The organism is Pantoea sp. AN62 (genome assembly GCF_050432985.1).
Classification (GTDB): domain Bacteria; phylum Pseudomonadota; class Gammaproteobacteria; order Enterobacterales; family Enterobacteriaceae; genus Pantoea; species Pantoea brenneri.
Genome location: NZ_JBNPYB010000005.1, coordinates 239845 through 253122 on the forward strand (window position 1 = coordinate 239845; position 13278 = coordinate 253122).

11 protein-coding genes are annotated in these 13278 nt (G+C 54.3%); 7 read left to right on the forward strand and 4 right to left on the reverse strand.

Annotation, left to right across the window (positions count from 1 at the left end):
* Positions 1-57 precede the first annotated feature (57 nt).
* The 3 genes from dgt (at position 58) to FHW04_RS08200 (ending at position 4462) form a co-directional block, all read left to right on the forward strand.
* Positions 58-1548 carry a dGTPase gene (dgt, locus tag FHW04_RS08190; RefSeq protein ID WP_069728407.1) on the forward strand — a complete coding sequence of 497 codons (1491 nt, stop codon included), beginning with the start codon at positions 58-60 and terminating at the stop codon, positions 1546-1548.
* Between the two features lie 132 nt (positions 1549-1680).
* Complete coding sequence (degP, locus tag FHW04_RS08195) at positions 1681-3120, forward strand: serine endoprotease DegP (protein WP_031375271.1); 1440 nt, start codon at positions 1681-1683, stop codon at positions 3118-3120.
* Positions 3121-3304: 184 nt separating this feature from the next.
* Complete coding sequence (locus FHW04_RS08200; protein WP_089561397.1) at positions 3305-4462, forward strand: CdaR family transcriptional regulator; 1158 nt, start codon at positions 3305-3307, stop codon at positions 4460-4462.
* A 65-nt stretch (positions 4463-4527) separates the two neighbouring features.
* Here the strand turns inward: FHW04_RS08200 and FHW04_RS08205 are convergent, their stop codons facing one another.
* The 4 genes from FHW04_RS08205 to map all read right to left on the reverse strand — a co-directional run bounded on the left by FHW04_RS08205 (position 4528) and on the right by map (position 9570).
* Positions 4528-4920 carry a DUF3461 family protein gene (locus FHW04_RS08205; protein ID WP_010254085.1) on the reverse strand — a complete coding sequence of 131 codons (393 nt, stop codon included), beginning with the start codon at positions 4918-4920 and terminating at the stop codon, positions 4528-4530.
* Positions 4921-5145: 225 nt separating this feature from the next.
* Positions 5146-5970: a 2,3,4,5-tetrahydropyridine-2,6-dicarboxylate N-succinyltransferase gene (gene dapD, locus FHW04_RS08210; RefSeq protein ID WP_031375273.1), complete on the reverse strand. Its 825-nt coding sequence runs from the start codon at positions 5968-5970 to the stop codon at positions 5146-5148.
* 83 nt (positions 5971-6053) lie between these two features.
* Positions 6054-8708: a bifunctional uridylyltransferase/uridylyl-removing protein GlnD gene (gene glnD, locus FHW04_RS08215; protein WP_089561398.1), complete on the reverse strand. Its 2655-nt coding sequence runs from the start codon at positions 8706-8708 to the stop codon at positions 6054-6056.
* 67 nt (positions 8709-8775) lie between these two features.
* Entirely contained in the window at positions 8776-9570 is a 795-nt protein-coding gene (gene map / locus FHW04_RS08220; protein ID WP_031375275.1) for a type I methionyl aminopeptidase, read from the reverse strand.
* Between the two features lie 316 nt (positions 9571-9886).
* On the opposite strand from map, the gene rpsB reads away from it, so the two are divergent.
* The 4 genes from rpsB (at position 9887) to frr (ending at position 13229) form a co-directional block, all read left to right on the forward strand.
* Positions 9887-10612, forward strand: a complete 726-nt coding sequence (gene rpsB, locus FHW04_RS08225) for a 30S ribosomal protein S2 (RefSeq protein WP_031375276.1) — start codon at positions 9887-9889, stop codon at positions 10610-10612.
* A gap of 181 nt (positions 10613-10793) precedes the next feature.
* Positions 10794-11645 (forward strand): translation elongation factor Ts, encoded by an 852-nt coding sequence (gene tsf / locus FHW04_RS08230; protein WP_031375277.1) that lies wholly within the window; start codon positions 10794-10796, stop codon positions 11643-11645.
* Between the two features lie 157 nt (positions 11646-11802).
* Complete coding sequence (gene pyrH, locus FHW04_RS08235; RefSeq protein ID WP_031375278.1) at positions 11803-12528, forward strand: UMP kinase; 726 nt, start codon at positions 11803-11805, stop codon at positions 12526-12528.
* Between the two features lie 143 nt (positions 12529-12671).
* The gene (gene frr / locus FHW04_RS08240) at positions 12672-13229 is read left to right on the forward strand and encodes a ribosome recycling factor (RefSeq protein WP_031375279.1); all 558 of its coding nucleotides are present in this window, start codon (positions 12672-12674) and stop codon (positions 13227-13229) included.
* Positions 13230-13278 lie beyond the last annotated feature (49 nt).

A 13278-nucleotide genomic window follows, 5' to 3' on the forward strand; every position in this document is an offset into this window, starting at 1 on the left:
GGCATAGTCTACCATGGCTAACAGGGGATTAATTCACCAAAAAATAAGGGGTAATGAATGTCAGCGATCAATTTCAGGAAGAAGATCAGCTTCTCGCGCCCTTATACCAGTCGAAAAGATCCGGAGGGGGAATATTACATTACCCGCCACTTCGAGAGCGATCGTGGACGGATTATTAACTCCGCAGCGATTCGCCGTTTGCAGCAAAAAACCCAGGTGTTTCCGCTGGAGCGCAATGCCGCGGTGCGTTCAAGGCTGACGCATTCGCTGGAGGTGCAGCAGACCGGACGCTATATCACCAAGGAGATCCTGCAGACCCTGAAAATGCAGGGCGGACTGGCGCAATATGGACTGGACGAGCTGGAAGGCGCGTTTGAGAGCCTTATTGAGATGGCCTGTCTGATGCACGACGTGGGGAATCCCCCGTTCGGGCATTTTGGTGAGGCGGCGATCAACGACTGGTTTGAAGATAATCTGCCGGCTGAACTGGTTGATCCGCTGGTGGCGGGGGTAGAAGGCGAGACGCAACGCCGCGCCTTCGATCAGCTAAACGCGATGATTCGACAGGATTTGTGCCACTTTGAAGGCAATGCGCAGGCGATTCGTATGGTTCATACGCTGCTGCAACTTAACCTCAGCTACTCGCAGGTTGCCTGCATTCTTAAATATACCGCGCCCGCCTGGTGGCAGGGCGAGAAGCCCGCCGAATTCAGCGTGTTAATGAAAAAGCCGGGCTTTTATCTCTCCGAGCAGGACTATATTAGCGACCTGCGCGCCGCGACCAATATGGCAGAGCACCATCGCTTTCCGCTGACCTATATAATGGAAGCCGCCGATGATATCTCCTATTGCATTGCCGATTTGGACGACGCTGTAGAAAAAGATATATTTAATGTTGAGAGTTTGTATGAGTTTCTCAATAAAGCCTGGGGGCCGGTGAAAAATAATGACGCTTTCAGCCGTACCATCGGCGAAGCCTGGCGTGAGGCCTGCAGTAAAAAGCGCCGCAGCCGTAGCGATCAATTCTTTATGTCATTACGCGTAAATGTTCAGAGCGTGCTGGTGACCTATGCAGTGAAGCGTTTTGTTGATAATCTGCCCGCCATATTTGACGGTAATTTCAATCATGCCTTGCTGGAAGATGATGGCGAAGAGGGCCGTTTGTTGCAGTTGTTCAAAACGGTGGCGCGCCAGCAGGTATTTAATCATTCCGAAGTCGAGCAGCTGGAATTACAGGGATATCGGGTTATTAAGGGATTACTGGAAATTTATCAGCCGCTGATGCTGCTCAATTATGAATCGTTTACCACGCTGATAAATGAAGACTTTCTGCGGCACCATCCGATTGAGACCCGGCTTTTTCATAAACTTTCCGGCAAGCATCGTAAAGCTTATCTGCATAAAATGCGCACCCTGGTGGTGGAACATAAATATGAGCGCCTGCTGTGGGAGCGATATTATCGTTTTCGTCTGATTCAGGATTATATTAGCGGAATGACCGATCTCTATGCCTGGGATGAGTACCGGCGGCTGATGGCTGTCGAATAATCACCAATTGTAAAGAGCGCGAATAAATTTTTACCTTTGCTTGAAACTTTAAAAGGAACTTCGCGCTAAAACATTTATCTCAACACCGACCACAGCAATGGTCTGAACAGTTATCCTCAAGAGAAACCAAAAATGAAAAAAAAGAGTTTAATGTTAAGTGCGCTGGCCCTGAGCCTGAGTATGGCCCTGGCGCCCGTCACGGTTTCCGCTGCGCAAACCGCCTCTTCTGATAGTCAGCAACTGCCGAGCCTGGCACCGATGCTGGAGAAGGTGATGCCGTCAGTGGTCAGTATCAGCGTTGAAGGCACCACCACGGTGAAAACGCCGCGTATGCCGCAGCAGTTCCAGCAATTCTTTGGTGATAACTCGCCTTTCTGTCAGGATGGCTCGCCGTTCCAGAGTTCACCGATGTGCCAGAGCGGCGACGGCTCTGCTGGCGGCGCGCCGGCACCAAATACCCAGCAGGAAAAATTCCGTGCGCTGGGATCGGGCGTGGTGATCAATGCTGAAAAAGGCTATGTGGTGACCAACAACCACGTAGTGAATAACGCCACTAAAATTCAGGTCCAGCTGAGCGATGGCCGCCGCTATGACGCCAAAGTGATCGGTAAAGATCCCAGCTCCGACATTGCGTTGATCCAGCTGCAGGACGCTAAAAACCTCACGGCGGTGAAACTGGCCGACTCTGACAATCTGCGGGTCGGTGACTACACCGTGGCGATCGGTAACCCGTATGGCCTGGGTGAAACAGTCACTTCAGGTATCGTCTCCGCGCTGGGTCGTAGCGGCCTGAATGTGGAAAACTACGAGAACTTTATCCAGACGGACGCGGCGATTAACCGCGGTAACTCCGGTGGCGCGCTGGTTAACCTTAACGGTGAACTGATCGGCATCAACACCGCGATTCTGGCACCGGATGGCGGCAACATCGGTATCGGCTTTGCTATCCCGAGCAACATGGTGAAAAACCTGACGGCGCAGATGGTGGAGTTTGGTCAGGTTAAACGCGGTGAACTGGGTGTGATGGGCACCGAGCTTAACTCTGAGCTGGCGAAAGCGATGAAGGTCGATGCACAGCGCGGAGCCTTTGTCAGCCAGGTACTGCCAGGTTCGGCGGCGGCGAAAGCCGGTATCAAAGCGGGCGATGTGGTGGTGTCGATGAACGGCAAACCGCTGACCAGCTTTGCTGCGCTGCGTGCTGAAGTCGGTTCATTGCCGATTGGCACCACCCTGAAACTGGGTCTGCTGCGTGATGGCAAACCGCTGGATGTGTCGGTTCAGCTGCAGCAGAGCAGCCAGGCGAAAGTCCAGTCGGCCACCATCTACACCGGCATTGAAGGGGCCGATCTCAGCAATAGCGACGCTGGCGATAAAGGGGTTCGCGTGGATAACGTCAAAGCGGGCAGCGCTGCCGCTCGTATCGGCCTGAAAAAAGGCGACGTGATTCAGGGCGTGAACCAGCAGCCGGTGACCAACCTGGGCGAACTGCGTAAAATCCTTGATTCCAAACCGTCGGTGCTGGCGCTGAACGTCAAGCGCGGCGACAGCAGCATCTACCTGCTGATGCAGTAAGCGGCAAGGCATTGCTATCAGGCGGACTTCGGTCCGCCTTTTTTATTGCCTCAATTCGTGCCGGTCAGAGTGTGATGCTGACCGCAAATTCACTAAATGCCCACCTGGCTCTGTGCAGTTGCACAATGTTCTGGCCGCCTTGCATGCGTATTCTATCTCTCCCCCTCTTTTTCAGGAGTAATGGATGGCTACCTATCATCTTGATGCCCGGCTGGCGCAGGATATCGTGGCGCGCACCATGAAAATTATTGACAGCAATGTCAACGTGATGGATGCGCGCGGCCGGATTATTGGCAGCGGCGATCGCGAGCGCATTGGGGAATTGCACGAAGGCGCGCTGCTGGTGCTCTCTCAGGGGCGGGTAGTGGACATTGATGAAGCGGTGGCGAAACATCTGCACGGGGTGCGGCCCGGCATTAATCTGCCGCTGCGGATAGACGGCGATATTGTCGGGGTCATCGGCCTGACCGGTGAGCCGCTGGCGCTGCGGCATTATGGTGAGCTGGTCTGTATGACGGCGGAGATGATGCTGGAGCAGGCGCGACTGCTGCATATGCTGGCGCAGGACAGCCGTCTGCGCGAAGAGCTGGTGCTGAATCTGATTCGCAGCGATACCCTGTCGCCGCAGCTGACCGAATGGGCGCAGCGGCTCGGCATCGATCTTAATCAGCCGCGCGTGGTGGCCGTGGTTGAGGTCGATAGCGGCCAGCTGGGCGTCGATAGCGCAATGTCAGAGTTGCAGCAGCTGCAAACGTTGCTGATCACGCCGGAGCGCGACAACCTGATCGCCATTGTTTCGCTGACCGAAATGGTGGTGCTGAAGCCGGCGCTGAATGGGCACGGCCGTTACGATCAGGAGGATCATCGTCGGCGGGTCGAGCAGTTATTACAGCGAATGAAAGAGAGCGGCCATCTGCGGATGCGGATTGCGCTGGGAAACTTTTCCACCGGCCCCGGCAGTATTGCGCGTTCCTATCGTACCGCCCGCACCACCATGATGGTTGGCAAACAGCGTATGCCCGAGGTGCGCAGCTATTTTTATCAGGATCTGGTGCTGCCGGTACTGCTCGACAGTCTGCGTGGCGGCTGGCAGGCCAATGAACTGGCGCGGCCACTGGCGAAACTCAAGAGTATGGATAACAACGGTTTGCTGCGGCGAACGCTGATCGCCTGGTTCACCCATAATGTGCAGCCGAGCGCGACTGCGCGTGCGCTGTTTATTCACCGTAATACGCTGGAGTATCGGCTGAACCGGATTTCGGAGTTAACCGGGCTGAATCTCGGGCACTTTGACGATCGGCTGCTGCTCTATGTGGCGCTGCAGCTGGATGAGCAGGGATGAGCGGGGCGGTAATGCCGACATAAAAAAGGCCAGCAGAGCTGGCCTTTTTCGTCACTGACAGCCGATTAACGACCGTTGCGGGTCAGTTTTTCGAGGTCAGATTCGATTTCGGTAATTTTGTGTGACACTACGCTTTCCAGATGGCGCAGGTCATCAAGAATTTTACGTTTCAGATCCACTTCAACCTGGTCGCGCTGGCAAATCTGGTCCAGCTCGTCAATCACGTAACGCAGATTCGGGCTGATTTCCTGTACTTCTTTGTAGCCCTGGGTAGCGTGATCGGCCACCACTGTTTTACGCTGACGCGGGTATTTGAATTTCACGCTTTTCGCGAAAAACTCGCCTTTATCTTTGCGGAAGTAGATCTTCAGAATATCGTTATTGGCTTCCTGACGCAGGCTGTAACGATCAATATCATCCGGATTACTGATACCTAAGCTTTTCAGATTGTCATACATAGCGTTGTTTCCATCAAAAGGTGAGAAGCGCGCAGTCTTGTTCATGACGTCTGACAACTGTAGACATAAATAAGCAGGATGAACATTGCGCGACGGGATTTAACTGGCGCGGATTATGACCTGAATAAAAAATAAACGCACCAGTTAATTCGCGGCGCAAAACAGGATGTTGGCGGGGAAGTGTAAAGAAAAGATGACGGGCCGGTTTCCAGCCCGTCACTTAAATCAGTCGATGGTGCGCAGCAGTTCGTTGATACCTGTTTTGCCGAGCGTTTTCGCATCGACTTTCTTCACGATCACCGCACAGTAGAGGCTGTAGCTGCCATCTTTAGACGGCAGGTTACCTGAGACCACTACGGAACCGGCTGGCACGCGGCCGTAATGCACTTCGCCGGTCTCACGGTCATAGATTTTGGTGCTCTGACCGATGTAAACGCCCATTGAGATCACTGAGCCTTCTTCAACAATCACGCCTTCGACGATTTCAGAGCGTGCGCCAATGAAGCAGTTATCTTCGATGATGGTCGGGTTGGCCTGCAGCGGTTCCAGCACGCCGCCGATGCCTACGCCGCCGGAGAGGTGAACGTTTTTACCAATCTGCGCACAGGAGCCAACGGTTGCCCAAGTATCCACCATGGTGCCTTCATCCACGAATGCGCCAATGTTAACGTAAGAGGGCATCAGCACCGTGTTGCGGGCGATATAGGCACCCTGACGCACAGCCGCTGGCGGAACCACACGGAAACCGGCCTCTTTGAAACGCGCTTCATCCCAGCCAGCAAATTTCATCGGCACTTTGTCATAAAAACGGGTTTCAGCACCTTCCATCACCTGGTTGTCGTTGATGCGGAAAGAGAGCAGTACCGCTTTCTTCAGCCACTGATGCGTTACCCACTCGCCGTCGATCTTTTCGGAAACGCGCAGTGCACCGCTGTCCAGCAGAGAGATAACCTGGTTGATGGCATCACGGGTTTCACTGTCAACGCTGGCTGGGGTGATATCAGCACGACGTTCGAAGGCGGATTCAATAACGCTCTGTAACTGTTGCATATTTTTTTCCTGATCTGTCATGTGCAGTGCCGGATAATCACCCGACACGAGTAAAAAGTTTAAGGTTCACAAATCGACTTTGGTCACACTTTATCGTTTGGATTAAGGGCTTCTGTCAACCGTTGTTGCAACGCTTTACGCATTTCTTCATCCAGCGCCTGACGCTCACTGTTGGCGAGAATAAACAAATCCTCGACCCGTTCACCGATGGTGCTGATGCGCGCGCCGTGCAGCGAGACGCCGAGATCGGCAAACACTTCGCCCACCCGCGCCAGCAGGCCGGGCTGATCAAGGGCCACCAGCTCGAGGTAGCTGCGGCGATCGGTATGGGTTGGCAGAAAATTGACTTCGGTATCGACGCTGAAGTGCTTCAGCCTGGCCGACGGACGACGGGTTCGCGGCGGCACCCAGTCTGACTGGGTAATCGCCTGCTCCAGCGCCTGAATAATCATCGGATGGCGATCCGGTGCCAGCGGGCTGCCGTCGGGCTCCAGCACGATAAACGTATCCATCGCCATGCCGTCGCGGCTGGTAAAGATTTGCGCATCGTGCACGCTGAGATTACGGCGATCCAGTTCGCCAGCCACTGCGGCAAACAGGTGCGGCCGATCCGGACTCCAGATAAAGATTTCAGTGCCGCCGCGCGTGGCCTGCGGGCTGACCAGCACCAGCGGTTTTTTCAGATCGTGGCCCATCAGATGGCGGGCATGCCAGGCGATCTGATTCGGCGTATGCCGCAGGAAATAATCGGCGCGGCAGCGGTTCCAGATCTGATGCAGCCGCTCTTCATCAATATTGTCCATCCGCAATAGCGCCAGCGCCTGCAGACGATGGTGACGCACCCGCTCACGCAGGTCCGGGCTGTTCTCCATGCCGCGTCGCAGCTGTTTCTCGGTGGCGAAAAACAGTTCGCGCAACAGGCTCTGCTTCCAGCTGTTCCACAGGCTTTCGTTGGTGGCGCAGATATCCGCTACGGTGAGGCAGACCAGATAGCGCAGGCGATTTTCATTCTGCATCACCTCGGCGAACTGCTGGATCACCGTCGGGTCCTGAATATCGCGGCGCTGCGCGGTGACCGACATCAGCAGATGATGGCGCACCAGCCAGGCAACCAGCTGCGTTTCACGCGAGTTCAGGCCGTGCATTTCAGCGAAGTCGAGTGCGTCCTGTGCGCCGAGAATCGAGTGATCGCCGCCGCGCCCTTTGGCGATATCGTGCAGCAGCGCGGCCATCAGCAACAGCTCCTGCTGCGGCAGGCGCGGCCAGAGTTCAACGCACAGCGGATGCTGCGAGCGGGTGGCTTCGCTGGCGAAGCTTTCCAGCTTCTGCAATACGCGAATGGTGTGCTCATCAACGGTGTAGGCGTGGAACAGATCAAACTGCATCTGGCCGACAATATGGCCCCACAGCGGGGTGTAAGCCCACAGCACGCTGTGACGGTGCATCGGCACCAGCGCCCGGCTGACGGCGCCAGGATGACGCAGAATAGACATAAAGGTGCGGCGCGCTTCCGGAATCTGACACAGCGGCTGCTTCAGATGGCGGCGCGCATGACGCAGATGGCGCAGGGTGGTGGAGTAGATGCCTTTGATGCTGTCGTTACGCACCATGACGTAGAACATGCGCAGAATTGCCTGCGGCTCACGCTCAAACAGCGTTTCATCGCGCAGGTCAATCAGGTCGCCGCGTAGCTGAAAGTCATCGTCGATCGGGCAGGGTTTTTCGCTGGTGGACAACGCCAGAATCGCTTCATCGAACAGCTGCAGCAGCATCTGGTTCAGCTCGCCAATCCGGCGCGTCACCCGGTAAAAGTCTTTCATCATCCGCTCGACCGGCTCGTTGCCTTCGCCCTGATAATTAAGACGTTGCGCCACGCTGAGCTGGCGATCAAACAGCAGACGGTTGTCGTAGCGGGGCAGCGAAAGATGCAATGCGAAACGGATCCGCCAGAGAAATTCCTGACACTCATTCAGCTCGCTGCGCTCCACTTCAGTGAGGAAACCGAAGCCGACCATCTCATCCAGAGTGGTGGCGCCAAAGTGGCGGCGCGCCACCCATTGCAGGGTATGAATATCGCGCAGGCCGCCGGGGCTGCTTTTGATGTCTGGCTCAAGGTTGTAGCTGGTACCGTGATAGCGCTTATGACGCTCCTGCTGCTCTTCAATTTTGGCGGCGAAAAAGCACGATGAAGGCCAGAAGCCGTCGCTGAAGACGTTTTTTTGCAGTTCAAGGAACAGCGCCACGTCACCGGTCAGCATCCGCGATTCAATCAGATTGGTGGCTACCGTCAGATCCGATAAGCCCTCCAGCAGACACTCCTCCAGCGTGCGCACGCTGTGGCCAACCTCCAGCTTCAGGTCCCACATCAGGGTCAGCAGTTCGCTGGTGCGCTGTGCAGCCTGTTCATCCAGCGGCTGACGGCTGAGGATCAGCACGTCTATGTCTGAGAGCGGATGCAGCTCGGCACGGCCATAGCCGCCAACGGCCACCAGCGCGATGGCGCTCATCTGATCAAAGCCGAAAAAGCGCCACAGACGACGCAGCAGGCGATCGATAAACAGCGTGCGGGCATCAATCAGCGGCTCGACGGCTTCACCGGCGTCGAAAGCGGCAGACAGATGGTGCTGAAACTGCTCCAGCCGCTGTTTCAGAATGTCGCGGGTGAGCTGATCGTCATCCCATTCGGCCGGGGAATCGATCAGACCGTTTTGTACCTCTTCCGACAGGCTCACGCTCATGCAGCTCTTCTCTTCTTCAGCCAAAAAAAAACCGGCTTAGCGCCGGCTTGATTCTGTAGTGGGGGAATTACCCTTCAGCAACCAGCACCGCAGGCAGGGTGTCATCTTTGCGCAGGGTTAAGATCTCACAGCCGTTTTCCGTCACCACAATAGTATGCTCATACTGCGCGGACAAGCTGCGATCTTTGGTTTTTACCGTCCAGCCATCTTTCATGGTGCGGATGCGGTAATCGCCCGCATTCACCATCGGTTCCACGGTAAATGTCATGCCCGCCTGCAGCACCACGCCGCCATCGTCGGCATCATAATGCAGCACCTGTGGCTCTTCATGGAAGCCCTTGCCGATGCCGTGGCCGCAATACTCACGTACCACCGAGAAGTCATTCGCTTCGACATATTTCTGAATCGCCCGGCCCAGCTCACGCAGGCGGATACCGGGCTTGATCAGACGCAATGAGAGATAGAGGCTCTCCTGAGTGACGCGGCACAGACGTTCGCCCTGGATGGTCGGCTTGCCGACGATAAACATCTTAGAGGTATCGCCGTGATAGCTATCTTTAATTACGGTGACATCAATATTGATGATGTCGCCGTCTTTTAGCTGGCGGTCATCGCTGGGAATACCGTGACAAACGACTTCATTGACCGAAATGCAGACCGATTTCGGAAAGCCGTGATAGCCCAGACAGGCAGAAATCGCCTGCTGATGCTGCGTGATGTAGTCATGGCAGATGCGATCCAATTCACCGGTAGTCACGCCCGGCTGAACGTGTGGCTCGATCATCTCCAGCACCTCGGCAGCCAGACGGCCAGCGACGCGCATTTTTTCGATTTCTTCAGGGGTTTTAATTGAAATTGCCATTAAATTAATCCGCATTTGTCGAAATTTTCGACAATAATGAACTCTGTGCTGTCATGTTAGCAGTCAGCAAATGGGCTGCCAAATAGAGAACACGCTGGCCGCGGTCAGCGATCATTTATTGGCGTCACTGGGCTGATTGTGGTATAAAGCGCGCCGACGATTCTCTGTATGGCCGTTTCGGTCAGCAGGAAACGCATAACTCTCATTATGTGTAATAAAACACACATGTATCGACACATACGCCGGGGTGCCTTGAAAAAGGTCGGTCGTATGGGATACATGGAGGCCCAACCCCAATCAAACTTTAGAGGTTATCATGGCAACTGTTTCCATGCGCGACATGCTCCAGGCTGGTGTTCACTTCGGTCACCAGACCCGTTACTGGAACCCAAAAATGAAGCCATTCATCTTTGGTGCCCGTAACAAGGTTCACATCATCAACCTGGAAAAAACTGTCCCTATGTTCAACGAAGCTCTGGCTGAACTGAACAAGATCGCTTCCCGTAAAGGTAAGATCCTGATCGTAGGTACTAAGCGCGCTGCTGCTGAAGCGGTAAAAGAGTCTGCACTGAGCTGCGACCAGTTCTTCGTAAACCACCGCTGGTTGGGTGGCATGCTGACTAACTGGAAAACCGTGCGTCAGTCAATCAAGCGTCTGAAAGATCTGGAGACTCAGTCTCAGGATGGTACTTTCGACAAACTGACCAAAAAAGAAGCGCTGATGCGTGCGCGTGAGCTGGCCAAGCTGGAAAACAGCCTGGGCGGTATCAAAGATATGGGCGGTCTGCCAGACGCACTGTTTGTTGTCGATGCTGACCACGAACACATCGCAATCAAAGAAGCAAACAACCTGGGTATCCCGGTATTTGCTATCGTTGATACCAACTCAGATCCAGATGGCGTTGATTTCGTTATCCCAGGTAACGACGATGCGATCCGTGCTGTAAACCTGTACCTGACTGCCGTTGCGACCACCGTTCGCGAAGGCCGCTCTCAGGACCTGGCTGAGCAAGCTGAAGAAGCGTCTTTAGAAAACGCTTAATAAGGTTTGCTCTGCATAAGAGCCCTTAGCATTCAGATGTGATCTGTAAGGGGCCTATACTGGCCCCTTTATTTTATCTAAGTCTGTCACGCCCCCAACCGGACGGCGGGACAGAGTAAATTTTCCGCAAATAAGTGTCTGCTGGTGCAAACGTACACAGGCACGAACCGAGGATTCTGGAATGGCTGACATTACCGCTGCATTGGTAAAAGAACTGCGCGAACGTACTGGCGCGGGCATGATGGACTGCAAAAAAGCGCTGACTGAAGCGAACGGCGACATTGAGCTGGCGATTGAGAACATGCGTAAGTCTGGCGCAATCAAAGCAGCGAAAAAAGCAGGCAACGTTGCTGCTGATGGCGTAATCAAAACCAAAATCGTTGGTGACTACGGTGTGATTCTGGAAGTGAACTGCCAGACTGACTTCGTCGCAAAAGATGGTGGTTTCCAGGCATTCGCAGACAAAGTTCTGGATGCAGCTGCAGCGGATCGCATCACTGACGTTGAAGTACTGAAAGCGCAGTTCGAAGAAGAGCGCGTTGCGCTGGTTGCTAAAATCGGTGAGAACATCAACATCCGTCGCGTTGCTATCCTGGAAGGCGCAGAGCTGGGCAGCTACCTGCACGGCGCACGTATCGGCGTTCTGGTTTCAACCACCGGCGCAAGCGAAGATCTGATCAAACAGATCGCGATGCACGTTGCGGCGAGCAAGCCTGAATTCGTTAAGCCAGAAGACGTGTCTGCAGACGTGGTAGAGAAAGAGTACCAGGTTCAGCTGGACATCGCGATGCAGTCTGGCAAGCCGAAAGAAATTGCCGAGAAGATGGTTGAAGGCCGTATGAAGAAATTCACCGGTGAAGTCTCTCTGACCGGTCAGGCTTTCGTTATCGACCCAAGCAAAACCGTTGGCCAGGCGCTGAAAGAGCAGGGCGCTGACGTCATCAATTTCATCCGCTTCGAAGTGGGTGAAGGCATCGAGAAAGTTGAGTCTGACTTTGCTGCAGAAGTTGCAGCCATGTCCAAACAGTCTTAATGCTCTGAAAGAACCGCCAGAAGGCGGTTCTTTTTTGTCTGTGAACCGCAACAGACACGTTTTCAGTTTCATCCCAATAGCAATTTCATTGCGGTAAGCGGATGATCGATCAGATTTTACTTCTCCTTATCACCCTATCTTCCAGGAAGAACTGACCATGGCGACCAACGCAAAACCTGTTTATCAACGTATCCTGCTAAAACTGAGCGGCGAAGCACTGCAAGGCGCTGAAGGTTTTGGTATCGACGCGAGTGTGCTTGACCGTATGGCACAAGAGGTAAAAGAACTGGTTGAATTGGGCATCCAGGTTGGCGTTGTGATTGGCGGGGGGAACCTGTTCCGTGGCGCAGGCCTGGCGCAGGCGGGAATGAACCGCGTAGTGGGCGACCACATGGGGATGCTGGCAACCGTGATGAACGGTCTGGCAATGCGTGACGCACTGCACCGCGCCTATGTGAACGCGCGCCTGATGTCGGCGATTCCACTGAATGGCGTCTGTGACAACTACAGCTGGGCGGAAGCGATTAGCCTGCTGCGCAATAACCGCGTGGTGATTTTCTCCGCCGGTACCGGTAACCCGTTCTTCACCACTGACTCTGCTGCCTGTCTGCGCGGCATTGAGATTGAAGCCGACGTGGTACTGAAAGCGACCAAGGTTGATGGCGTCTATTCTGCCGATCCGGTGAAAACCCCGGACGCGACGCTGTATGAACAACTGACCTACGCCGAAGTGCTGGATCAGGAGCTGAAAGTGATGGATCTCGCGGCCTTTACCCTGGCGCGTGACCACAAACTGCCGATCCGCGTGTTCAACATGAATAAGCCTGGCGCACTGCGTCGTGTAGTCATGGGTGAAAAAGAAGGCACCCTGATTACGCATTAATACCCGAGGCGAGATAAAATAAGGTATATTCTGTCAGCGCGATGATAACGCATCGCGCACCAGTCAGGATTATCGATGATTATCGATCCCGCTTCCGGTTATGCCGGAACTGGCCAGGTCAAACCGAATCCAAGGGTTTCAACGTGATTAACGACATCAAAAAAGATGCTGATACGCGCATGGATAAATGCGTCGAAGCATTCAAAACCACCATCAGCAAAGTGCGCACCGGTCGTGCTTCACCTTCGCTGCTCGACGGCATCGTCGTCGAATATTACGGCACGCCAACGCCACTGCGTCAGCTTGCTTCCGTTACCGTGGAAGATTCACGCACGCTGAAAATCAACGTGTTTGATCGCTCACTCGGTCCGGCAGTCGAAAAGGCGATCATGACGTCCGATCTGGGTCTGAACCCAAGTTCAGCCGGTACGGATATTCGTGTTCCGCTGCCTGCGCTGACGGAAGAGCGTCGTAAAGATCTGATCAAAATCGTGCGCGGCGAAGCCGAGCAGGGCCGCGTGTCGGTACGTAACGTCCGTCGCGATGCCAACGATAAAATCAAAGCGCTGCTGAAAGATAAAGAGATCAGCGAAGACGACGAACGTCGTGCGCAGGATGAAATTCAGAAAATGACCGATGCACACATCAAGAAAGTTGATGCTGCACTGTCAGAAAAAGAGACGGAGCTGATGGATTTCTAATCCCATCACTGCCGGAAAAAACGCCGTACAGAGAGGTATTCGTATGAAT